The sequence below is a fragment of the Marinobacter sp. 2_MG-2023 genome, from assembly GCF_030546935.1.
In the GTDB taxonomy this organism is placed as follows: domain Bacteria; phylum Pseudomonadota; class Gammaproteobacteria; order Pseudomonadales; family Oleiphilaceae; genus Marinobacter.
On record NZ_JAUOPH010000003.1, the window covers coordinates 676,813 to 698,227 of the forward strand.

At 53.4% G+C, this 21,415-nt stretch carries 22 protein-coding genes and 1 tRNA gene; 10 read left to right on the forward strand and 13 right to left on the reverse strand.

The window, feature by feature from the left end:
• Nucleotides 1–35 precede the first annotated feature (35 nt).
• Entirely contained in the window at nucleotides 36–1,586 is a 1,551-nt protein-coding gene (locus Q4501_RS10365) for a glucan biosynthesis protein G (RefSeq protein WP_303596141.1), read from the reverse strand.
• Between the two features lie 115 nt (nucleotides 1,587–1,701).
• Entirely contained in the window at nucleotides 1,702–2,856 is a 1,155-nt protein-coding gene (locus tag Q4501_RS10370) for a ShlB/FhaC/HecB family hemolysin secretion/activation protein (RefSeq protein WP_303596142.1), read from the reverse strand.
• A 319-nt stretch (nucleotides 2,857–3,175) separates the two neighbouring features.
• Between Q4501_RS10370 and galU the strand changes: the two genes are divergently transcribed.
• Nucleotides 3,176–4,012, forward strand: a complete 837-nt coding sequence (gene galU / locus Q4501_RS10375; RefSeq protein ID WP_303596143.1) for a UTP--glucose-1-phosphate uridylyltransferase GalU — start codon at nucleotides 3,176–3,178, stop codon at nucleotides 4,010–4,012.
• A gap of 30 nt (nucleotides 4,013–4,042) precedes the next feature.
• Here the strand turns inward: galU and Q4501_RS10380 are convergent, their stop codons facing one another.
• The gene (locus Q4501_RS10380; protein ID WP_303596144.1) at nucleotides 4,043–4,459 is read right to left on the reverse strand and encodes a helix-turn-helix domain-containing protein; all 417 of its coding nucleotides are present in this window, start codon (nucleotides 4,457–4,459) and stop codon (nucleotides 4,043–4,045) included.
• Between the two features lie 116 nt (nucleotides 4,460–4,575).
• On the opposite strand from Q4501_RS10380, the gene Q4501_RS10385 reads away from it, so the two are divergent.
• The gene (locus tag Q4501_RS10385) at nucleotides 4,576–5,454 is read left to right on the forward strand and encodes a RibD family protein (RefSeq protein ID WP_303596145.1); all 879 of its coding nucleotides are present in this window, start codon (nucleotides 4,576–4,578) and stop codon (nucleotides 5,452–5,454) included.
• On the opposite strand, the gene Q4501_RS10390 is transcribed toward Q4501_RS10385, so the two are convergent.
• From Q4501_RS10390 to Q4501_RS10405, 4 genes are read right to left on the reverse strand one after another with little or no spacing between them, the layout of a single operon-like run.
• A complete protein-coding gene (locus tag Q4501_RS10390; RefSeq protein ID WP_303596146.1) occupies nucleotides 5,429–6,382 on the reverse strand; it encodes a lysylphosphatidylglycerol synthase transmembrane domain-containing protein in 954 nt (317 codons plus the stop codon). The two genes, Q4501_RS10385 and Q4501_RS10390, sit on opposite strands and share 26 nt — an antisense overlap.
• Complete coding sequence (locus Q4501_RS10395) at nucleotides 6,379–8,316, reverse strand: glycosyltransferase (RefSeq protein WP_303596147.1); 1,938 nt, start codon at nucleotides 8,314–8,316, stop codon at nucleotides 6,379–6,381. The genes Q4501_RS10390 and Q4501_RS10395 overlap by 4 nt, the downstream gene beginning before the upstream one ends.
• Nucleotides 8,303–8,701 carry a 6-carboxytetrahydropterin synthase gene (locus tag Q4501_RS10400; protein ID WP_303596148.1) on the reverse strand — a complete coding sequence of 133 codons (399 nt, stop codon included), beginning with the start codon at nucleotides 8,699–8,701 and terminating at the stop codon, nucleotides 8,303–8,305. Before Q4501_RS10400 ends, Q4501_RS10395 begins: the two co-directional genes overlap by 14 nt.
• A gap of 10 nt (nucleotides 8,702–8,711) precedes the next feature.
• Nucleotides 8,712–9,719 carry a zinc-binding alcohol dehydrogenase gene (locus Q4501_RS10405; protein WP_303596149.1) on the reverse strand — a complete coding sequence of 336 codons (1,008 nt, stop codon included), beginning with the start codon at nucleotides 9,717–9,719 and terminating at the stop codon, nucleotides 8,712–8,714.
• Between the two features lie 182 nt (nucleotides 9,720–9,901).
• Here Q4501_RS10405 and Q4501_RS10410 point away from each other — a divergent pair, with 182 nt between their 5' ends.
• The 7 genes from Q4501_RS10410 to Q4501_RS10440 all read left to right on the forward strand — a co-directional run bounded on the left by Q4501_RS10410 (nucleotide 9,902) and on the right by Q4501_RS10440 (nucleotide 15,529).
• On the forward strand, nucleotides 9,902–10,642 hold the full coding sequence (locus Q4501_RS10410; RefSeq protein WP_303596150.1) for a CDP-alcohol phosphatidyltransferase family protein: 741 nt from the start codon (nucleotides 9,902–9,904) through the stop codon (nucleotides 10,640–10,642).
• Complete coding sequence (locus tag Q4501_RS10415) at nucleotides 10,629–11,246, forward strand: YceI family protein (RefSeq protein ID WP_303596151.1); 618 nt, start codon at nucleotides 10,629–10,631, stop codon at nucleotides 11,244–11,246. Before Q4501_RS10410 ends, Q4501_RS10415 begins: the two co-directional genes overlap by 14 nt.
• Nucleotides 11,247–11,370: 124 nt before the next feature.
• Nucleotides 11,371–12,444: a hypothetical protein gene (locus Q4501_RS10420; RefSeq protein WP_303596152.1), complete on the forward strand. Its 1,074-nt coding sequence runs from the start codon at nucleotides 11,371–11,373 to the stop codon at nucleotides 12,442–12,444.
• 36 nt (nucleotides 12,445–12,480) lie between these two features.
• A complete protein-coding gene (locus tag Q4501_RS10425) occupies nucleotides 12,481–13,569 on the forward strand; it encodes a hypothetical protein (protein WP_303596153.1) in 1,089 nt (362 codons plus the stop codon).
• Between the two features lie 120 nt (nucleotides 13,570–13,689).
• Nucleotides 13,690–14,640, forward strand: a complete 951-nt coding sequence (locus Q4501_RS10430) for a DMT family transporter (RefSeq protein WP_303596154.1) — start codon at nucleotides 13,690–13,692, stop codon at nucleotides 14,638–14,640.
• Between the two features lie 54 nt (nucleotides 14,641–14,694).
• Nucleotides 14,695–14,771 (forward strand) — tRNA-Val (locus Q4501_RS10435).
• 290 nt (nucleotides 14,772–15,061) lie between these two features.
• The gene (locus Q4501_RS10440) at nucleotides 15,062–15,529 is read left to right on the forward strand and encodes a cytochrome c (protein WP_303596155.1); all 468 of its coding nucleotides are present in this window, start codon (nucleotides 15,062–15,064) and stop codon (nucleotides 15,527–15,529) included.
• 32 nt (nucleotides 15,530–15,561) lie between these two features.
• Here the strand turns inward: Q4501_RS10440 and Q4501_RS10445 are convergent, their stop codons facing one another.
• On the reverse strand, nucleotides 15,562–16,245 hold the full coding sequence (locus tag Q4501_RS10445; protein ID WP_303596156.1) for a cytochrome b/b6 domain-containing protein: 684 nt from the start codon (nucleotides 16,243–16,245) through the stop codon (nucleotides 15,562–15,564).
• Between the two features lie 124 nt (nucleotides 16,246–16,369).
• Between Q4501_RS10445 and Q4501_RS10450 the strand changes: the two genes are divergently transcribed.
• Nucleotides 16,370–16,765, forward strand: coding sequence for a glutaredoxin domain-containing protein (locus Q4501_RS10450; RefSeq protein ID WP_303596157.1), 396 nt, complete (start codon nucleotides 16,370–16,372; stop codon nucleotides 16,763–16,765).
• 1 nt (nucleotide 16,766) lies between these two features.
• Here Q4501_RS10450 and Q4501_RS10455 read toward each other — a convergent pair whose 3' ends face one another.
• From Q4501_RS10455 to dapA, 5 genes are read right to left on the reverse strand one after another with little or no spacing between them, the layout of a single operon-like run.
• Nucleotides 16,767–17,774: an NAD-dependent epimerase gene (locus Q4501_RS10455; RefSeq protein WP_303596158.1), complete on the reverse strand. Its 1,008-nt coding sequence runs from the start codon at nucleotides 17,772–17,774 to the stop codon at nucleotides 16,767–16,769.
• A 51-nt stretch (nucleotides 17,775–17,825) separates the two neighbouring features.
• Nucleotides 17,826–18,551: a TIGR04219 family outer membrane beta-barrel protein gene (locus tag Q4501_RS10460; protein ID WP_303596159.1), complete on the reverse strand. Its 726-nt coding sequence runs from the start codon at nucleotides 18,549–18,551 to the stop codon at nucleotides 17,826–17,828.
• A 42-nt stretch (nucleotides 18,552–18,593) separates the two neighbouring features.
• Nucleotides 18,594–19,310, reverse strand: coding sequence for a phosphoribosylaminoimidazolesuccinocarboxamide synthase (gene purC, locus Q4501_RS10465; protein ID WP_303596160.1), 717 nt, complete (start codon nucleotides 19,308–19,310; stop codon nucleotides 18,594–18,596).
• Nucleotides 19,311–19,357: 47 nt separating this feature from the next.
• Nucleotides 19,358–20,473: an outer membrane protein assembly factor BamC gene (gene bamC, locus Q4501_RS10470; RefSeq protein ID WP_303596161.1), complete on the reverse strand. Its 1,116-nt coding sequence runs from the start codon at nucleotides 20,471–20,473 to the stop codon at nucleotides 19,358–19,360.
• Between the two features lie 47 nt (nucleotides 20,474–20,520).
• A complete protein-coding gene (gene dapA, locus Q4501_RS10475) occupies nucleotides 20,521–21,399 on the reverse strand; it encodes a 4-hydroxy-tetrahydrodipicolinate synthase (protein ID WP_303596162.1) in 879 nt (292 codons plus the stop codon).
• Nucleotides 21,400–21,415: the final 16 nt, after the last annotated feature.

The following is a 21,415-nucleotide window of genomic DNA, read 5'->3' on the forward strand; positions in this document are numbered from 1 at the left end:
TGTCTCCTTGCCTGTTATTTCGCTTCTGGTTCCAGCTACCGGGGGTTCCCTCGAAGGTCTGTTTCAGGTCCGAGGAAATAGGTCCATGTCTCCGTAACGGGTTTGTCATCCTTATTAAGCAAGCCTCGCAACCTGAATGGCTGCCCGGTGGTCGGCTCTGCCAGGATCGACAGGCGCCATACATCGCTGGCTTCGATGTATTCTACAAAGTGCTCAATGACTTCAACGCCCTCTGCTCCGCTGACCTGGCTGACAACAGCCGCACCTGGTCGCAGCCCGGCTAACTCACCGCCTTTGAAATCAACAATCAACCTCAAGGCTTCGCCCGAGTCATCGTTCGCATTACCGTGACCAACAAATGTCCTTACAGCCCGGGCATTGGGCTGCCCGGTAATATCAGGCTCTCCGAAGGTTACCGAGTATTTCAGGTTGCGGCTTGCACCAGCTACCGCCGCCTGATCAGGCTTGAAGAAGGCAGCAATGTTATCGTTCGACTCTGCACCTGACGGAATTTCAACAAGTACGACTTCACCTTTTCCCCAACCGCTATCATCTTCGCCGAGTGGTTTTACCCACATGCTTGGCCGGCGGTCATACCGGGCTTCGCTGTCCTGAAAGTCATCAAACTCCCGATCACGCTGAATCAGACCAAAACCTTCAAGACCCTCAACATGAAGATAACTCAACTGCAGCTTTGCCGGGTTCACAAGTGGGCGCCAGAGCCACTCCCCGGAGACTCCATCACTAACTAGCAAACCTTTTGAATCATGCACTTGCGGGCGCCACTCACCTCTGGGGCGCAGGGTGTTTTCGCCGTAGAAAAACATGGAAGTTAAAGGTGCCTGCCCCAGTTGATCGATGTCTTCCCGGAAAAACAGTTGCGCGGTGACATCCATTCTCGTGCTTTTTCCCGGATGAATTTCGAAGCGGTAGGCGCCTGTGAGGCTCGGGCCGTTCAACAAACCGTAAGCCACCATAACGTCGGCGCCCGCTTTGGGACGCTCCATCCAGAATTCAGTAAATGCGGGGAATTCCTCACCGGATGGCAAGCCCGTATCCACGGCTATGCCTCGCCCTGAAAGCCCGAAAGTCTGGTTTGCCCCCACGCCACGAAAGTAACTTGCACCACCGAAAACCAGAAACTGGTTCTGAGCATCCTTCCCTGATAAAGGGTAAGTCAATTTAAACCCGGCATATCCGAGATCAGCAGGAACCCTCTTTTCAAGTTCCGGGCTGGGGTAATCGAACCGGGTTTTATCAAACTCCACCGGACGGACCCCTTCACTATCGATCACATTGAGACCAACTGCGTTGGAGTAAAAGCTACCTTGTGGAATCATCATTACCTGAAACCGTGATCCGCTGGCCCGCCAGAGGCTCTGATCAGGCTTGAATCGAATTGACTGGTAGTCGGAATAGCCAAGGTTTCTGAGGAAGTCGGGGGCCTGGGCTGGCTTTTGGTAGGCTTCGCCGGCCAAATTTCGGGCTTTGTCTGCTACGTCCTTGAACCCGAACGCCTGAGCGTAACCGGAACATGTTATCAACGTGATCAGAGTAAAAAATACGGATAGCCGTGAGCCAGTCATTACGAAACTCCTTGTAAACCAGCGTTCAAATGTAACACCCGCTGTATGGCAGGCCTCAAGTGACATCTTAGTAACGAGGAGTCAAAAAAGGTATAAACAAAAGCAGGAACGGCAGTCAGATGCCAACAGTGAATGATAAGGAAAGATCAGGGCTGGTGGGCATCAGCAAGGCCTCGTTGGAGGCATTGAGCATTTGGCCAATACTCAGGTCGGCGCGAAAATCCCTGGAGTAAAGTTGCAGAGAAATCTCTCCGGTACTAGTGGTGCCAGAACGATCCGATTGGGCGGCCGAATACGGTGCCCACCCCTGCAGCAGGGAAAATGTGATGGTTGAATTGAGCTCTGATACAAACGGCCAGTGATAATCCGGACTACGGGCGTTCATTCGCAGCCATCCACCTTTTGCCACGTGCACCGACTGCCCGTTAAAGCCCCGCATCAGTCCCGGGCCAGCTATGCGAAGGTATTCGGAGGCTGGCAGGTCGTCAGGTGCAAACTGATAACGCCCGTTAAGCCCGAGATTCCAGCTCAACACTTCTCTACTCAAAGACGCTGCCACGGCCAGCCTGTGAAAGCCATCCACATCGCTGTGGCGGCTGGATGAATTCACGATTTCTTCCGAATCAACCCCACCTACAGCAGTCAGCGAGGTTGTCGCATAAAGGCCGCCTAACAGATCCCGTGACGCCGAGCCCTGCAGGCCAAAGCTCGAAAGCCGATGCGTGGAGCTCTCAACCCACAAAGCCTCTTCGAACGCACTGCTACTGCCACTGGAATGTGAAAAGACACTGTCGATTTCAATGCCCTGCCACGCCCAAAGCGATCGATTTCCCGTTACCTTCAGGTTGCGGTACTCACCACGCGTATCATAACGCTGCCCCGAACCGCTCACTGCGCCCGCATAATCCCTATTCTCGAGATCGATCCGGAAATTGCTCCCTGCGAGGGGAAAAGCGTACCGCAGCGCCAGTGTTGTAGATTCGGCACGACCCTCACGGGCAACAGAATCGCTGAAATTGAGACCAAGCACATGCTGTGACCAGATCAGATCATTGCTGATCAGGTTTATGCTGCCATCAGACCTGTCGTTGGTTTGGCTGGAGTTACCTGAAAACTCCATATGGGAAGCGACATATTGGGTGACCGACTGCAGTAAATCTGCAGGATAGAGATCCCACAAGGCGGAGTCTGCGGTCGTTTTCGAATTGTTCGCTGACACCTGGCAAGTAAAAAAACCAAAAATCAGGGCTGCCAGCAGAGTGCGTCCCACGAAAAAGCCTCGATGAAATGAAAAGAAAGAATTACGGTGCTTTAAATATAGCCCTGCTACTTTAAAAAAACGCACCGACAGAATCCAGTAGCAACTGCCAAAAGTTACAATTTTAATATAATTAAAAACAGCCGGTTATGGCGACATTCAGATGTAAAATGTGAGAAATATCAGGCAAATCACGGGAACACAGTTACTCGTCCCGGCAATTACAAAATGTAATGAACCCCGCGGCACCCTCTCCTTTCACACAAAATAACTTGCTAAACTCAATTCAAATCATGGAAACGCTGCAAATCTTGACCAAAGGATGAACCGAATGATCAAAAAATGCCTCTTCCCAGTTGCCGGATACGGCACCCGCTTCCTGCCAGCCACCAAGGCGATGCCGAAAGAAATTCTACCCATCGTTAACAAACCGCTGGTGCAATACGGCGTTGAAGAAGCATCCGAAGCCGGTATTCATGAGTTCGGATTTGTTACCGGGCGTGGTAAGCGCGCTATTGAAGATCATTTCGACATCAGCTATGAGCTGGAGCATCAGATTGCAGGATCAGGCAAGGAAGACTTGCTGAACTCTATCCGCGATCTTATCGATAACAATACCTTTGCATTTACCCGCCAGGTTGAGATGAAAGGGTTGGGCCATGCCATTCTGAGCGGTCGCAACCTGGTGGGCGATAATCCATTTGCGGTTGTGCTGGCAGACGACTTTTGCGTAGGTCCTGGTGAAGGTGAAGACGGCGTTATGGCCCAAATGGTCAAGCTGTACAACCAGTTCCGCTGCTCTATTGTTGCGATCGAGGAAGTCCCCGCTGATGAAACCCACAAATACGGCGTGATTGCCGGTGAGTCCATGAAAGATGGCCTTTACCGCATTACCGACATGGTTGAGAAACCGTCACCAGAGGATGCGCCGAGCAACCTGGCGATTATCGGGCGCTATATTCTGACACCGGATATTTTCGACATTCTGGAACGCACGCCGGCGGGAAAAAACGGTGAGATTCAGATTACTGACGCTCTGCTGGAACAGGCTAAAAATGGCTGTGTACTGGCGTACCAGTTCAAGGGCCAGAGATTCGACTGCGGCAGCATTGACGGCTTCGTGGAAGCGACCAACTACGTATACGAAAACATCTACAAGAAACAGTAATAAAGGGCAGCAAGCTGATCGATTTGCTGCTCAGGTACCCAAAATCTGCAATATCATGCGCCGATTTTCCGCAGTCGTCTTGCGGAAACGGCGCAGCATTTCTGCCTCTTCCTCCGAAAGCTGAACCCTGTCTATTACCTGCTCCAGCTCTTTCAACGCCATTGAGAGATCATCGCTGTTGCTGAACACCAGCCCCGGTAATTCGAGCTGTCCACCGTCGCCGGGGGCTGTCAGATCCAGCAGATCTTCCAGAGGTGTATCTGTTTTTATACAGAAATCCAACAACGCCGCTAAATCCGGATAGGTACGTTGCCCGGCATCTGAAGCTTCCCAGCGTATTACCTGCGCTTCTTCCACACCACAAATCTCGGCGACATCCTGGCAGGATAAGCGCCCTGCCTCGCGCATCTGCCGTAACCGGCGGTTGAATGTCTGCAGGTAACGCATGGTATTCGCCTCTGCAAAATTATCAGGAAAAGTGAGTTAATCAGGAAATGTAACGTACATATAGCTTTATGCACAATCTGCCTATACTGATTTGAACGCAACCACCCAGGAAACTTATGACTTTTAAAGCACTGGACACAGAAGCCGCCTGGAATCTTATTCTGCAAGCAGAGAACCTTTCGGGTGCAACGCTAACGCGTCAAGACTCCGATAAGCCGGTACTCAAGCTGCACCGCAATGGAGAATGGCGGCTGCTGCAGGAAGCAACAGAAGAAGCCCGCGCATTACTGAGTGTTTTTTTACCCTTGTGCCGTCCACTTGCTGAATCCGCACCCTGGCACGTTATCGGTCAGCTCGGCCAAAGTCTCGATGGCCGGATCGCAACGGTTACCGGGAATTCCCGTTTTATCAACGGCGGCGATGGGATTACCCACCTGCACCGCATCAGGGCCCTTTCCGATGCTGTGATTGTCGGCGCCGGCACGGCAACGACGGATAACCCCCGGCTGACCGTGCGCTGTGCCAGCGGAGCCAATCCGGTAAGAATTGTTATTGATCGTCATCGTCGGGTACCTGAAAGCCACCACCTGTTTACCGACGGATCTGCACCGACACTGCGCCTGGTTGCTGGCGACTATAGTCCTGGCATGATTGATGGTTACGGCAGGAGTTCGGTAATCGATATTCCTTGCCTCGGCAGTGGAAAAGAACTCGCGAACCCGAAACGTGTTCTTGAGGTTCTTGCTGATCTCGGGCTGAGAAAGATTTTTATAGAAGGCGGTGGCATGACTGTTTCGTCTTTTCTGCAAGCTGGCTTGTTAAACCGGCTCCATGTCATGGTGGCTCCCATGATTATCGGCAGTGGCAGGCCGGCCTTTTCCCTGCCGGAAATTGACTTGTTGGATGACGCGCTCAGGCCTGCCTCTCAATTCGTAAACCTGGGCACCGACATGCTGTTTGATCTTGATTTCAGTGTTGCCTTGCCGGCGAACTGAACAGGAACAGAGCACCTGGTAAGCTGGAGACAAATATAAGTGCACCATAGGCCACACTCAGTGCCACACCCTGCTCTGCGGGCAAGCCCGCCATTGGCCATAGAACCACCGCTGCGCCTTCACGGACACCCCAGCCCGAGACAGTAACCGGTATCACCATGCTCAGCAGGAGAAGACTGCACAGAGCCCCTGAGACAGCTGCCGAAGGCAGATCGGTGATATAACCCGCGCCGGTGGCCAACACGAGGAACACGGCCAGATAGCTTGCCACCACCATCAACGACGTCAGCACTTGCAATGGAAAAGCTGGCCAGGAGAGCAAGGCCCGGGCGAGATCTCCGCGCAGAGTGGCGAAATATCTGCACACCCGATCGCTCCTGCGTGCGAGAAACCACAGCAGGTAAATCCCAGCAAATGAACCCGCCAGGAGCCAGTAAAGATGGCTGGTAGAGTCACGCTCCACAGGGTCTGCGCCAACAATCCTGCCAGTAATAAACAACCAGATAAGGCCACTTATAACCACGGCCGCCAGCACTACCTGCCCGGATAAACGCTCGATAGCAACCCCGTGGGCGGCTGCCAGCCTCTTGTCAGTATCAGCGCCATGGCGAAGTGCCCGGTTAACATCACCCAGAACGCCGCCGGGCAAAACCTGATTGGTAAAGGTTGCCAGATAGTACTCCCGCACCGACTGTATGTAGGGTATCGGCAGACCCAGAAGCCCGGCGGTATACCGCCACCGCCAGGCCGACAGAAATACCTGGATTACCCCCAGAACGAGGCCGGCAATCATCGCAGTCTTCGGAATGCGCGTAATTTCATTAATCAGTGCTTTCACATCAACAAACAACAGCACCGCCAGGATGATCAAAGCAGTCGACACCCATTTAAATGCGATGCGAATACCCGTGCTGCGAGAAAAGGTCATATTGGTTGTTCGGGTATCTTTGTTGTTGTGCGGACTGGGGGAAGCCCGAGTACGTCCTGATGACACACGGTAATTTCCAGTTCGCCCGCTGCCAACTGGTGCTTTCTGGCGACAAACCAGGCATCGAGAAGAGCAACGGCATCCGGGCTTCGTTGCTTGGCCGCAGTTACCCAGCCAGCCATTAGCATTTCAGCCAGCCTTGCGTCTTTGCAGGGGAGATGCCAGGGGGTTTCTTCAACCTGCACTTCGTAACCGTTTAAGGCCAGTTTTTCCGCAAGCGCAGAGGCGGCATCCGGGCCAAGCGCGGCGCCAGTGCCTTTATTGCCGTGCTGATGCTGGTTTACCAGATCTATCAACAAATCGTCTTGTTCGTGAGCCGGCGTAAGCGCAAAACGACCGGTATAACTCAACACAACAAGAATGGCCGCCTGCTTTGAAACCACCTCTTTCACAAGCTCTGCGAGCCAGGCTTCAGATACCAGATCAATCAGCGCCGAAGCTGTCACTAAAGAGATGTGATGAGGAAGAAACCCGTGAAAGTCCCCCGGCATCAGGCGATGCTGTAGCATTCTCATGGACACGTCCAGTTTCTTGGACCTGAGAGCCGCTTCAGCGAGCAAACTTTCATCCTGATCAACTAACAGCCATTCCTGAGACATTGATAACGCTGGGGCCAGATAGGCTACATTTGACCCACGACCGGTGCCAATGTCTACAATTCTGACAGGGCCATCATCAGTAGGTAATGCATGCAGCCAATGCTCCAGCTTATGTGTCAGATTTACGGAGCGCGCACGATGGTCTGCCGTCTCCCGTACCTGCAGCCATTCGCCCGGGAAATGCGTCTCGCGGTGGTTCTGATCAAAGTATCCAAGCCCTTGCAGAAACAGGCTTGCTGTATCCGCCCAGGTTCTTGTGTTGCAGGCCTCGCCTCGGGCAACCGCACGGGCATGCGCCAGGGAATCGGGATCATCAATCCATTTACGCAGGCTCGCTCGCAGAACGTTCACATCCCCTGCCGGATATAACATTACGCCCGGCCTGTCTCCGGTAGCTTTCAAGGCGCCGCCATCCGATGAAATAACCGGTAAGCCCACAGCCACGGCTTCGTCTATCACCATGCCGTAGCCTTCGTATAAAGATGGCAACACAAATATGTCCGCTTGCCGATATAAGCTGGCGAGCTTGTCTCCATCTACCTCGCCAGCAAGATCAATCCGGCTTCGCAGCCCCGAGTCCTGAATCTGCTGTCGCACGCTACTTGCATAGACCAGATCACGCTCGCATGAACCTGCGAGTATGCAATGCCACTGCAGCTCCTTTAAACCGGAAAGAGCCTCAACAAGCTGGTGCTGCGCCTTGCGCGGTGAAAGGTGTGCAACACAGAGAATGTGCGGAGCCTGATTTTCTACGGCTTTATTGGCAGTCAGCGTAGCCCTGCCCGCCGGGCTTTCCACTCCCGGCTCGGCAGTCCGGATACGTCCTGCTGAAACACCGTAAGCCGCAAGCCGGGTAGCTGTGAATGCGCTGGTTGTGAAAACGTCGCGAACTATTTTCAGTGCTCTCTTTTCACGCTCAAAAAACCAGCTCTGTTCGCTCTGGCTCAGCCCGGTTTCATCTGCCAGCGGGTGATGAATGAGCGCCGCCAGATACAAACGCTGAGCGTGCTTTTCGAGCACGTCGGGCATTGCGCTCATGGCAAGCCCATCAAGAATGACGCGGGAGCCGTCTGCAAGTCGGGAAAGCAGGCTATCCATTGCCTGTGTTGCAACTGCATCGGGCTTGGGGAAGCTGCCCGGCAACCCAGTTACCTCCGCTGCTGCACCGGCCAGGTTCAGCGCTTCGGCCAGTTTACGCACATAGCGATAACCACCTGTATTCTGATCCGGATCTCCAGGCACAACAAAGTGCAGGGTCGTTTCAGATTCCAGCATGATAACTGGCCCAGGCAATGTGGGACTCAGCCAGAGTTACTTTCAGCGCACACACGCCCTTTGCCGTCTCACCCAGCCGGCCGGCATGAATGGCGGTAGCCATCCGGTCGAATACTTTTTTTGCCATGAACTCTGTGGTGGTATTACGGCCCCGAAAATCCTCGATATCATCAAGATTTTTCATGTTGAATTCACTCAGCACTTGCTTCAGCGCCTCTGAGGCCAGGCCAATATCAATAATAAGGTCGTCACTATCCAGCTCGTGGCGCTCGAACGTCATATCAACCACGTAAGTGGCACCGTGTGTTTTTTGAGCCGGGCCGAAAACTTCCCCATTAAAGCTGTGCGCGATCATCATGTGATCCCGGACTGTAAGGCTGAACATAACAAGCTCCTCAATATTTTATGCGGTGGCAGAGCGTATCGTTGCCAATTGCAAGAATTCGGCTCATGGTTTCTGGCATCTGGTGAAATGCCGTTTCACCAGTAATCAGGTGGTCCAGAACATCGTATTGCAGCAGTTCAAGCGCCAACGCGAGGCGCTTGCGATATGTCCATCGTGGCAGGCGAGCCGGCGGAATCTGGCCAACCTGGCTGGACCTCAGCGTGAGCCTGCGGGCATGGAATGCGCCCCCAAGTGGGATGGAAACCGGCTTGTCGCCGTACCAGCTCATTTCCAGCACCCTCCCCTCTTGCCCAGCCAGTGTCAACGCGGTTTTAAGGCCGGATTCATGACCGCTGGCATGGATAACCAGGTCGTGATCATCTGCCGACGAACCCGCTGCAAACGTTAGCCCCAGCGCCTCCGCAACTGAAGCCCGGGCAGGATTAGTATCAATAGCGGTTACTCGCGTTCCGGGAATGCGGCTGGCGAGCCAACTGACAAGAAGACCCACAACACCAAGGCCCACCACCGCAATGCGATCACCCACCGCTGGCATGGCATCCCAAAGACCGTTAATGGCGGTTTCCATATTCGCTGCAAGAATGGCCCGTTCCGGCGGTACACCATCGGGAACAGGTGTCACCGCACTGGCAGGGACTGAATAGCATTCCTGATGGGGAAAAAGACAAAACACCGTTTTATCAATAAGTTCGTCCGGCCCTTCAAGTACGCGCCCGACATTGGCGTATCCGTATTTTACCGGCCATGGGAACCGCCCTTCCTGAAAAGGCGCTTGCATACGCTCGAATTCACTTTCGGGAACCCGCCCATTGAACACCAGGGATTCCGTGCCTCTGCTGACACCCGACCAGAGCGTTTGCACAACCACCCGGGATTCGTTGCTATCCGGCAAGCCAGACACCACCGGCGCTTCGCGGACATGACCTTCTCCAGGCCCGGTAATCCAGAAGGCCCGGGACACATTTTTGTCTGATGAACCGCTAAAGCCGGAACTCATCCTGCCCTCCCTGTGTCAGCACTCTTAATTGATAGATAGAAACAACCTCCAAATAGGATTCGCTGTCGTATGCACTAACGCATTCCGAACACTATAGTCATTATTATTCGTCGGGCACCGATTAACCCCGAAGGTTATGCATCGACGGCGACACACAGAAGCCTATACGCTGGAGTTATATTATGGATTCTGAGAGGCAGCTGAAACACTCCATAATACCGCCCTGGATGGACTTACTCTGGGGCGCTGCGCTCGCAATGTTATGGCTACTGGTTGCTACGCAACTGTATTCATCATCCTGGCTGATGCTTGCCTTCGCAACTCTGTTGTACGGCTCAATCTGCACTGCCGTGCTCGCACGTTGGCCCAGCGATGTAGATTTCGGTTGGGCAAATCGCGCTACCCTTTTTCGAAGTAGCCTTATTATCGTGTTGGTGGCGGCGTCTCCGTTCATCCCCATGAAGGCCTCTGAGTTTGCGCTCTGGCTCTATGCCATTGGCGCCCTTCTTGCCCTGGTTCTCGACGGCGTCGACGGCAAACTTGCCAGGGCCACCAACTCCGGCAGTGACTTCGGCGCCCGCTTTGATATGGAAGTGGATGCGCTATTGATTCTGGGTTTATGCATAGCCGTTATCATGAGCGGTAAAGCCGGAGCCTGGGTTCTCGCCCTGGGGCTGATGCGCTACCTGTTTGTGGCCGCCGCTTCCTTGTTAACCTGGCTAAATAATCCCCTGCCCGACAGTTTTCGTCGCAAAACCATCTGTGTGTGGCAAATCGTTACCCTGATGGTCGCGATACTGCCACCCATCTCATCTACCTTCGCCAGCCTGACGCTGGCAACCGCCCTGTTGTTACTCGCCTGGTCTTTTACGACTGACGTGTACTGGCTTTACCAAAGGAGACTTCACCATGAAACAGCCTGAATCGTTTTTCCTGACTCCGGCTTTTGTCACCTGCATAGCCCTGGCGCCTGTAGCGACCGTCGCCAATGCCGAGCCCTCCACATTTGAAGTGGACGATGAGCATTTCTCGATGGTTTTCGAAATCATGCACATTGGTTACGCACCCGTCATGGGAATGTTCAGAAAGGTCGAAGGCGAATTCGTGTACGACGAAGACACTCAGGAACTGATCTCCGGAAAGCTGGCGTTCAAAAGCAAAAGCGTATTTACCAATCATGAGAAGCGCGATGACCACCTTACCGGCAAAGACTTCCTGAACAGCGACAAGTTCCCGGACATTACATTCACCGTAACCAGTTTTGAGCCAACGGGGGAATCAACCGGCGTGGTAACCGGTGACCTGAACATGCTCGGAAAAACCCAACCGGTGGATTTGGACGTTGCGCTGAACAAGGCCGCTGAGTACCCGATTGGCCACGAAGAGTACACCCTGGGCATCAGCGCTGAAACCACCCTGAAACGCAGCGACTGGGGCATGACCTATGGGTTGGACCCGGCGCTTGTGGGGGACGAAGTAAACCTCCGGTTTGGTTTTGAGGCAATTAAGGATTCCGGCTGGTTTTGAATGCGTTTGTGAGACCAATCACATAATTTGCCGGCATCGCCGCAGGTTTTGACTATATTTTAGCCGGCACTGAGCAGTAAAAGCCTATTTGTCAGACAACATAACAATAGAAAAGGACAAACGAATGCCTTCGAAGGCGCTCGTAGCCGTATTTGCCGCAGCCTCCATTGTTGTCGGCGCCGGCTACCTTTTATCAGATGAGAACCGCTTCGGTCTCAGTTGGAATACCTTGCCCCAGGGGGGTGAAGGCCACCTGGAAACCGTCGGGCCCGGCCCCGTGAAAGGAGCCTTTCAGCCGACTGATGGCCGGCATAAGAAGCCGCCTTCAGATAATCCGGTCGGGTTTATGCTGGCCAGGGTAGCGGATCAGTACGCCGAGTCTGTTCGATATCCCCCCTGGTCAGTCCCTCTGACCGAAGCCCAGGCAGAGGGATACCAAGGCAATCGCTATGAGCCTGTGACCTTGCCTCTGGAAAACGGCGGCCAGTTCACGGTCACCCTCGACAAATTCCGCTTCACTCGGGGTGAAGACATTCTTGTCGTTGCCTCACTGCAAGGGCCCCAGGTAATGGGCTATTCGCTTAAGGCGACTCTTGAGCGCCCTGATTCCAGAGACTCGGTCGGGAGTGCAACGCTTGAGCAGGAGGCCCAGACCGGATACTACCAGGGCAGCCTTGGCACCGACGAAGAGCCAGGAGAATACCGGCTTATTGTCGAAGCACTCGTGGATGGAAAGCCCGTGCGACATGCCTCCAGCCTTACCATAGAACCCTATCTCGGGGATTTTGAAGGGTTGGAAGACACCTATCTCAGCAACAACAATCTTGTCATTCCCGTTACCTTTTCACCGCAGGCTTCCGGATTCTATGCGTTATCTGCCCAGCTCTATAACGGGCAGCAACCTGTCGCCCAGCTCCAGGCCGAGAGACGGCTCGATCGCACTGCCGACACGGTCTTACTGAAAGCGCACGGTACGGTGCTCGCCAACAAATCGTTTAGCGGAGCGTTCCAGCTACGAAATTTGCAGATACGACAACTACCAGCCCAGCCCGGTGACCGAACCCATTATGCCTTCGGCCCGGATGATGGTTTTAGCTTTGAGCCGCCGGATCTTGACGCTCTTAATGACACGCCGGCGGTAAATCCCGAATCAGAACAGCGTGCAGCTCTGTTGAAACAACTGGCTGACAAGTTCTGAGATACCACAATAAAAATCAAGCAAAACGGAGCAATCATGACAACAAAAAAGACCCGATATGCCTGTAAAATTGCAATGGCCACCGCGCTGACCAGCGCTATGATGGCCGGGACCGCCCAGGCGCAATTGGCCGGGCACAATGTGATTCTGGTGCATGGCTTCCAAATGGAGGACCTTGATACCCCCCCTGCGAACCTGCAGGCAATCAGAGACGCCGGCGAGGATTACTGGCAAACATTCTGGTTATCACGCTCGGAAGCACGTATTGACTGGCCAAGCGACGGCCGGATAGAAGGCTCCATTGCGCAACAAGCCTATGCGCAGATCCGCGAAATCAGTCAGCAAGGACTGTGCAATGACTTCTGCATAGTTGTCTCCCACTCAACTGGCGATCTTGTCACCCGCTATCTCCTGGAAAACCAGGCGCGTTGGTTGCAGAACGAAGGTTTACCCCCACTGAAAATCCTTGCATCCATAGACTACGCTGGCGCTGGTGGTGGCACAGACCTGGCGAACCTGGCGCTGAGCCTTGCGTACAACCCGACCTGGTATAACTGGCCACTTCGAGCGGCCGTGCAGGCTTTCACAGGCATTGAACCTGAGCCGGGCAAACTGGGCGTGGTGAATGACCTGCAAACCAATACAGCGAGAAACCTTGCCTTAAGCCCTAACTCTGTACCAAGGCTTCGTTTCGTCGCCGGTGGCTCACCCTATGCGGGCATCACCAAGCCCTTCATAGCCGGCAAAGATGACGGCGTAGTACCTGCACATTCATCCTGTGGCGCAACCTCAGCCCAGGGTATCGACTCCTGCACCAGCAATCTCAGCCTCGCAGGCAAGGTCACCAGCCAGAGCGCGCCCTCTGGCCTCTACTACAACCACTATCCGGTACTGATGAACGAAGGCGTTACACACAGTGGCGTTCTGGGCTCAGAGACCGGCAACATATCGGTGCCGGTGGTGAACAACACTACCTTGAACGGCTTGCAGGTCGACTTTGCAAGCAGAAGCTACAGCAAACGTCCCTGGTGGAAGCTCTGGGGTTCGAAAGACCGGTATATAGAGGTGCCCGGCTCAGACCAGACCGATATGTCCGCACTGGTTTACTCAACGCTTAACAATTAACAGCGGCTTTGTATAAGGGATTCAACCCGGCTCACGGATGAGCCTTCTTTCCTTTTTACTTCGCAAACTATACATTGGCGGGATACACCACTTCCCTAACTCTGGTGAACTCCCCACACCATGTCTGACGCTCAAAAATCCGACCTTTTACTTGTTACAGTTACTCTGCTTGCAGCTGTGAGCTGGGTTTTTTCTAAAGAAGCCATATTGCTCATGCCGCCTTTGTTATTCATGGCCGTACGCTTTTTGGTTGCGGGCGGTTTTCTGGCGTTGTTCGCCTGGCAACCACTATCACGCCTCAGCCGCGATCAGGTGAAACGCGGCATCGGGGTCGGGCTGGTCTTCGGCGTAGCCATGAGTTTCTGGGTCATGGGTCTTTTCAATGCCTCCAGCATGGGTGAAGGAGCCTTCATTACCAGCCTGGGCGTGGTTATTGTTCCCGTTATTGCCCGTCTCGCGTTCAAGGAGGCGCAACCCGCAAGTACCTGGCTGGCCATTCCCGTTGCCGTCTCCGGATTAGCGCTTCTCTCCCTTCGCAACGGTTTTCAGCCAGAGGCGGGGCAGATGTTCTTCGTGGTGGCCGCTTCAATTTTTGCGCTGTATTTCACCCTCAATACCCGGGCCGCGAACCAGCGCAAGGTCATCAATCGCCAGGGTGAGACCGTTGAAAAACACCGTATCCCCGCTCTGCCCCTTACAGCCATTGCGCTGCTTACTGTGGGGATTGTGACACTGGTTGAATCATTCATTTTGGAGCCCTGGGGGCCAACGTTTGGCAACCCGCCACCACTGTTAATCTGGTGGATTCTTGCCAGCGCTATCATAGGAACCGCTGGGCGTTTTCTTGTACAAACCTATGCCCAGAGCCTGTCCACTCATAGCCATGGTGCCGTTATTCTGGTGCTGGAACCCGTTTGGGTATCCCTGTTCGCCGCCGGATGGTTTGGTGAGACCATGACCGCAACCCAGTTGGCCGGCTGCGGGTTGATCTTCGCTGCGCTGATCGTTAATCGCTGGAGTGCCTTTAGCAAAGTTCTCAGAAGCTCATCGAGGAGAAGAAAAACCGGATAAAAGAGGTTGACCAAAAACGCCGGAGTCAGTATATTTCGCCCCGTTGCAGAACGCAGGACCATAGCTCAGTTGGTTAGAGCGCTACCTTGACATGGTAGAGGTCCCCAGTTCGAATCTGGGTGGTCCTACCATTTCTGCAAGAAAAGTCAGTTACTTGCGCCCTCCGTAAGAACTGGCTTTTTTTGTGCCTGGGTACTTATTCTCATCGAACGACTGACAAACCCTCCTTGTAAGCACCGCTCCACAAACGGCTTCCCCAACAAAGTTTCCCAACGCCAAAAGGCCGTCCTAACATTGATCTGGTCACCTGGGATTTACCGGAATTTTACAGCGTATCGATTCAAACCATGCCATATTTGTGAAATCATTAACGCGGTATAATCGGCTTAATTATTTTCATAGATGAGAGAGGAATAAGAGCATGCGTAAATCAGGAATTTTTGCGGCTCTGGCACTGAGCGCTATGGTAGCTACTCCAGTTGCAGCCCAAATGGATGTGGAAGATCAGATTGAAACCCGTCAGAGCGCGTTTACGTTTGCCGGATGGAACATGGGCAAAATCAAGGCTCAGGCCATCGACGGTGATGTCGCCTACAACGAACAACAGATACTTGCTGCGGCAAATGCCATTGCATCAGTAGCCAACTCTGGCCTGGGCGCCCTTTTCGGACCTGGCACGGGCATGGATCAGAACGACAACACCAAGCTTAAGCCAGAGTTTTTCGACGAACCGGAAAAAGCCCGTGAAGTGGCTATCGGTTTTGCCCAGGCATCTACCAAGCTTCAGGAAATCGCCGCAAACGGCGGTGACAAAGCCGCTATCGCAGCCCAGTTCAGCGAAGTTGGCAAGTCCTGTAAGGCCTGCCACGACGCGTTCCGTGCCGAGTAAGCCTTACCTTTAGACGCCCTATCCTCCTTCGCTTACCAGCCCAGATCGGGCGCCGGTGGTGGAGGGGGAGGCAGAAGCCCTCCGTTAGCCACCCATACTGCGAATCCTGCAACCGCCAACGCAACAACCAGGGCTATCAGGCCACCACCTTTGCGATTTTCACCCATGCTTTCACTGACGGTTTTGTGCCCGCTAATCATTGGGGCAATCAGGTTGTCCTTTTTTACAAAGGTGTAAAAAAACACGCTGGCAATGTGCAAACCGATCAATCCGTAGATAAACCATTCTGTCAGCTTGTGCCACGACGTAATTGTATCGTTCCACTCAGACGAAACCGCACGATAGAGCGGCCCGTTAAATGCTATGGCATCTGTTGCAAACAACCCTGTAACAGCCTGAAATCCAATCAAGCCAAGCATGGCTAATACCGACAAGGCACCCAGGGGATTGTGCCCCAAACCTCGCCATGTGCCTTTCAGGTATGAAGAGACTGCTGAAGGCCCCGGTATAAATTGCCAAAAGCGCGCATAGGTAGAGCCAACAAATCCCCATACCAACCGAAAGCTGATCAGCCCCACGATGGTCAGACCGAACCTCTCATGCCACAACATCCAGGTACCACCAAGATTCACTGTCACGATTGAGCCCGTGACTGCGAGTACCAGCAACCAGTGAAATAGCCTTGTGGGCAAATCCCAAAGGGAGATCGACTTCATTTTATGTTCCTTATAAAACTGTTACGTATAAGCCCAGATTACCCGAACGACACCTGTTTTGCTTTATACTGCCCACCGCAGTTCGTGTACAAAACAGTCATGTATCAAATTAAAGGTTTATTCAATGCGAGTGGTTATCCGTTATTTTTTCCGGACGTTGCGCCTGATCCTGACACCCTTTGTGCTACTGAGCGAAAAGCTTGGTGGCGGCAAGCCCCTGGAGCGAAGTGCTGAAGAGCAACAGAAAGTAGATGCAGCCTGTGAGCATCTGGCGCTGTACCAGTTCAAGACCTGCCCATTCTGCGTGAAAGTGCGAAAGCAGATAGCACGACTGAACCTGAATATCGAGAAGCGGGATGCGCAGCATAATGAGACCCACCGGGCTGAGCTTGAACAGGGCGGCGGCAATGTGAAAGTACCTTGCCTGCACATCCGGAATGACGATGGCAGTGAGCAGTGGATGTACGAGTCCAATGACATCAACGCCTGGCTGGAACAACGCTTTGGGAAGGCGGCCTAAATCAAACCTTGTAAAACTCCCGATACCAGTCCACAAAGTTGGAGATACCCTTTTCCACTCCCGTAGCCGGTTTATAACCTACGTCGCTGATCAGGTCGTCGACATCGGCGTAGGTAGCTACTACATCACCTGGCTGCATGGGTAGAAGGTTCTTCTGCGCTTTTTTTCCAGTTCGCTTTTCAATTATTTCAATGAAGCGAGACAGCTCGACAGGGTTGTTACTACCAATGTTGTAAATGCGATACGGTGCCTTGCTGGTACCAGGATCAGGCGCTTGCCCGCTCCATTCGCTGTTGGGCTGGGCGACTTGGTCAAGCGTGCGGACGACACCTTCCACAATATCGTCGATGTAGGTGAAGTCGCGTTTGTGGTGGCCATGGTTGAACACATCGATTGGTTCACCCGCAAGAATCTTTTTCGTAAAGATAAACGGCGCCATATCCGGGCGGCCCCAGGGGCCATATACCGTAAAGAACCGCAGGCCGGTGATGGGCAAACCATACAGATGAGCATAAGAGTGAGCCATCAGCTCGTTGGCTTTTTTAGAGGCCGCATACAAGCTCAGGGGATGGTCGACGTTATCGTGGACAGAAAAAGGCATGGCCTCGTTCGCACCATACACAGAACTGCTTGATGCAAAAACCAGATGCTTCACACCGTTATGGCGGCAGCCTTCCAGTATGTTCATGAAGCCAACAAGATTGGCGTCCACATACGCATTAGGATTTTCAAGTGAGTAGCGCACACCCGCCTGGGCGGCCAGGTGTACAACTCGTTCAGGGCGGTGCATTGCGAAGATGTCTGCCATCACAGAACGGTCTGAGATGTCCTGGCGCACTTCCGTGAAGCCGGGGTGGCCAATAAGTCGGGCTAAACGGGCCTCTTTGAGACTGACATCGTAATAATCGTTGACGTTGTCAACGCCGATGACTTCGTCTCCCCGCTCAAGTAAACGGTGCGCCAGTTGCGCACCGATGAAGCCAGCGGTACCCGTTACCAGAATCTTCAAATCTTTCGCTCCTGTTTACTGCATTACCTTCCACGCTATAGCCGTGTGGTATTAAAACGCTACGCCCGCACTGATGAAGGGCCCGTCCAGCTTCACGTCAAATACATCACTGCCGTCTTCATAATCGACTGCTAACTGGCGATAGCCTGCACGTAACTGCAAAAGCGAAATGTTGAACTGGCCGTAAACGTTGAAGTCGCGCATGGAGTCGCCATCGAAGCTTATAAAGTTGCCTTCAGCACCAACCGCGACACCCGTCAGAGGCAGGTCAAAGCGAGCAGCAATATAGCCCAGAGGTAATACCGCATCTGCTTCGGTTTTCTCTGAACTGCCGCCACTCTGCATTAGCAGTTCGCCGGAAAAGTCACGTACCGTCAGACCAAGGTCAAGGTTTACCCAATTATCGAGAACCTCGTAATACAAGGTCAGGTCAAGCTGTTCAAGATCCAGGTCTGAGCGCACTGATGTGCCTGCTGGAAACGATCCGTAATTACCAGAAAGCGTGCCGTTGCCACTTTGTTGAACCAGCGTATAAGCCAAACGGACATTGGGTAGCAAAGGCACAGGGTGTTCCAAATAAACGCTGGCATTGGCGTTACCGTCGTCCTTCAGCCGCAACTCGTCATTTACATCGACAGAGTCGCCGCCAGAGACCACATCCCCAGACAAATCCGAGTCCCAGTAGCTCACGCTGGCGCCAAGGCCAGCCAAGTCTGCTTGTGCCAGAGGAGCTGCCAATACAAGAGAGCTTCCTACTGCTATGGTCAGTTTACGCATAGTGCACCTGTGTCCTTGTCATCTGTTTGGATTTATCGTTAATCACTCGTCGAAGTTTATGCCCAGACGGCGACCAACTTCTTCGTATGTTTCGATAACGTCGCCCAGCCCTTGGCGAAAGCGATCCTTGTCCATCTTTTTACGGGTTTCCTTGTCCCATATACGGCAGCCGTCCGGGCTGAATTCATCGCCCAGAACAATCTCTGCACCGCTGCGGCCAAACTCCAGTTTGTAATCGACCAATAGCATTCCGGCATCATCGAACAGTGCTTTCAGTACGTCGTTCACTTTGTAGGTTAGCTCTTTCATACGAGCTAACTCGGCCTCACTGGCCCAACCAAAGCTAACAGCCAGAGACTCATTAACCATTGGATCATGCATGGCGTCGTTTTTAAGAAAGAGCTCATAGGTAGGCGGATTAAGCTCCAACCCCTCTTCCACACCCAGGCGACGACACAAGCTACCCGCAGACACATTTCGCACCACACATTCGACAGGAATCATGTCCAGTTTTTTCACCAGCGATTCCGTAGCCGACAGCAAACCTTCATGATGTGTCGGTACGCCAGCAGCTTCCAGTTTATCCATGATGAAGGCATTGAAGCGGTTGTTCACCATACCTTTGCGGCTGAGCTGCTCCTTCTTCTCACCATCGAAGGCCGAGGTATCATCCCGAAAGACCAGAACAAAACGCTCTGGATCATCAGTGTAGAACACAGATTTAGCTTTGCCTGCGTAGAGTTCTTCGCGCTTTTCCATTGTAAGTCTCCGAAACGGAGGCCCGCGCCGCGGGCACCCCTTCTGAATCAGTATAGGTAATTGAACAGCTGTGTCAGCAGGTCTTCATCGCCCTGCACACCGGTATAACTTTCAGCCGTTTCAGCCGTTACCTGCACCAGGCCATCGAGTTCGTCGACGGTGACCGTATGAGTGTGGCGAGGTTTTTCTTTATCACTGAACCAGCTGAACCAGCCAGGGTCGCGCTCGTCGGCGCTGCGGAAATCGACAAAAAGCCAGCCTTCACTACGGTTGAGATCTACGATGGCGATATCTGACTCGGTAAGCGCCCGATTAACCTCGGCCCACGCACGACCGTAATCGAGGTCCATGCTAATCGCTTTTGCTCTGTCATCTTCAGATACAAGCTTTACTAAAGGCTTGGAGACCATTCCTGATGCCGCCCGGGAGAAGGATTTGCTCTCTTCGCGCGCTTTCAGGAATTCGCCAAGATCCGCGAGCACGCGTTTCTGCAGCGATAGCTCCTCCGTGGAAGGATCAGTTGCTCCACGCCAGGAAATAAGCTCTGCAGGCCAGGAACCACCTTCTTCTGACGTGAGCTTACGCACCTGAATTTCAGTGGTTTTGCGACGCACACCAGGAGCTATACGAACCTGCAACACCGCCCTGGGTTCAGCTGTGGTTGCTTCGGTTGGCGCACTGGAAAGCTCCAGAAGAGCGCGGGCTCGCATGCTAAAGTTTGCCACATCACTTTGTAGCATGCCCAGCTGTGGGTTGTCATAGGCGACACCCAGCCCCTGTTCGTTCATATAACCGGTTACCGCCGGCCAGATGCGACCGGGAACGTCGTTCACCAGCAACCAGGCCCGGCCATCCAGCTCTTCAACCACGTAATTTTCTTCGAGAATTTCCGAGGTCATATCAGGGGGCTGCGGGATATCAGACGTATACATTTTGCTGGCATCCGCCGGATTTATCCTGCGAATGGGCATTACCTCATTAAACCGGGAAGTATCTGCCGTTTCAGGCAACGTCAGCGCGTCGCCTTCCTTTGCATCTACGTATCGCTCTGATCGGTCATCGACGAAACTGCAACCGGCCGTCGCAACGGCCAGTAACAGCCCTGATGCAAGCACGGTGGGACGGAATGCAAAAAACTTACGGGTTCCTGAAAGAACCGGCATCGGCCTACTCTCTGTGTGGGACTGTGTCTTGGGGAGCATCTGCAAACTCAGAGCACACCCGAGGCTTTCATCGCTTCTTCAAGTTCAACGTGGAATTTTTCGCTGAACGGCGTCAATGGAAGCCGGATACCTTCACCAATCAGGCCCATGCGCTGAAGCGCCCACTTGACCGGAATGGGATTCGCTTCCAGAAACAATTTGCGGTTCAGAGGCATCAGAAGCTCGTTCAAACGATCGGTTTCTTCACGGTTGCCGGCAATGGCTGCCGCACATAGATCCGCCATGCCCCTGGGCGCCACGTTGGCAGTAACAGAAACGTTACCCTGCCCGCCCGCGAGAATCAGTTCAGCCGCAGTGGCATCGTCACCGGAGTAGACAGCCAGGCGCCCATCAAGCGCAGCAATCAGCTCTGCACCGCGGGGGATATTACCGGTGGCATCCTTGATGGCAACAATATTCGGAATATCAGCCAGGCGAAGAACGGTTTCGTTAAGCATGTCGCAAGCTGTACGGCCTGGCACGTTATAGAGCATCTGACTCATGCCGGGCACTGCTTCAGCAATTGTCTTGAAGTGCTGGTACAGACCTTCCTGAGTCGGCTTGTTGTAGTAAGGGACAACCAGCAGGCAAGCGTCTGCACCGAGCTTATGCGCTTCGGTTGTCAGATGAATGGCTTCACGTGTGCTGTTACCACCAGTACCGGCAATAACAGGGATCCGCCCGTTCACGCGTTTGATGATGTAACCAATTACCCGGCAGTGCTCTTGCTGATCGAGCGTTGCGGATTCGCCGGTGGTTCCCACAGCAACGATACCGTCGGTACCGTTCTCCAGATGAAAGTCCACCAGTTTATCCAGATCCTCCCAGTGAACGTCACCGTTTGGATGCATGGGCGTTACCAGTGCGACAAGGCTACCCGTAATCATAAAAACTCCGTCCGAA

Coding starts and splice junctions, on each gene's coding strand:
- galU (WP_303596143.1), top strand. CDS start 3,176: ATGATCAAAAAATGCCTCTTCCCAGTTGCCGGATACGGCACCCGCTTC.
- Q4501_RS10415 (WP_303596151.1), top strand. CDS start 10,629: ATGAAACAGCCTGAATCGTTTTTCCTGACTCCGGCTTTTGTCACCTGC.
- Q4501_RS10385 (WP_303596145.1), top strand. CDS start 4,576: ATGACTTTTAAAGCACTGGACACAGAAGCCGCCTGGAATCTTATTCTG.
- bamC (WP_303596161.1), bottom strand. CDS start 20,473: ATGCCGGTTCTTTCAGGAACCCGTAAGTTTTTTGCATTCCGTCCCACC.
- Q4501_RS10410 (WP_303596150.1), top strand. CDS start 9,902: ATGGATTCTGAGAGGCAGCTGAAACACTCCATAATACCGCCCTGGATG.
- Q4501_RS10430 (WP_303596154.1), top strand. CDS start 13,690: ATGTCTGACGCTCAAAAATCCGACCTTTTACTTGTTACAGTTACTCTG.
- Q4501_RS10400 (WP_303596148.1), bottom strand. CDS start 8,701: ATGTTCAGCCTTACAGTCCGGGATCACATGATGATCGCGCACAGCTTT.
- purC (WP_303596160.1), bottom strand. CDS start 19,310: ATGGAAAAGCGCGAAGAACTCTACGCAGGCAAAGCTAAATCTGTGTTC.
- Q4501_RS10395 (WP_303596147.1), bottom strand. CDS start 8,316: ATGCTGGAATCTGAAACGACCCTGCACTTTGTTGTGCCTGGAGATCCG.
- Q4501_RS10380 (WP_303596144.1), bottom strand. CDS start 4,459: ATGCGTTACCTGCAGACATTCAACCGCCGGTTACGGCAGATGCGCGAG.
- Q4501_RS10390 (WP_303596146.1), bottom strand. CDS start 6,382: ATGACCTTTTCTCGCAGCACGGGTATTCGCATCGCATTTAAATGGGTG.
- Q4501_RS10425 (WP_303596153.1), top strand. CDS start 12,481: ATGACAACAAAAAAGACCCGATATGCCTGTAAAATTGCAATGGCCACC.
- dapA (WP_303596162.1), bottom strand. CDS start 21,399: ATGATTACGGGTAGCCTTGTCGCACTGGTAACGCCCATGCATCCAAAC.
- Q4501_RS10405 (WP_303596149.1), bottom strand. CDS start 9,719: ATGAGTTCCGGCTTTAGCGGTTCATCAGACAAAAATGTGTCCCGGGCC.
- Q4501_RS10420 (WP_303596152.1), top strand. CDS start 11,371: ATGCCTTCGAAGGCGCTCGTAGCCGTATTTGCCGCAGCCTCCATTGTT.
- Q4501_RS10440 (WP_303596155.1), top strand. CDS start 15,062: ATGCGTAAATCAGGAATTTTTGCGGCTCTGGCACTGAGCGCTATGGTA.
- Q4501_RS10450 (WP_303596157.1), top strand. CDS start 16,370: ATGCGAGTGGTTATCCGTTATTTTTTCCGGACGTTGCGCCTGATCCTG.
- Q4501_RS10460 (WP_303596159.1), bottom strand. CDS start 18,551: ATGCGTAAACTGACCATAGCAGTAGGAAGCTCTCTTGTATTGGCAGCT.
- Q4501_RS10365 (WP_303596141.1), bottom strand. CDS start 1,586: ATGACTGGCTCACGGCTATCCGTATTTTTTACTCTGATCACGTTGATA.
- Q4501_RS10445 (WP_303596156.1), bottom strand. CDS start 16,245: ATGAAGTCGATCTCCCTTTGGGATTTGCCCACAAGGCTATTTCACTGG.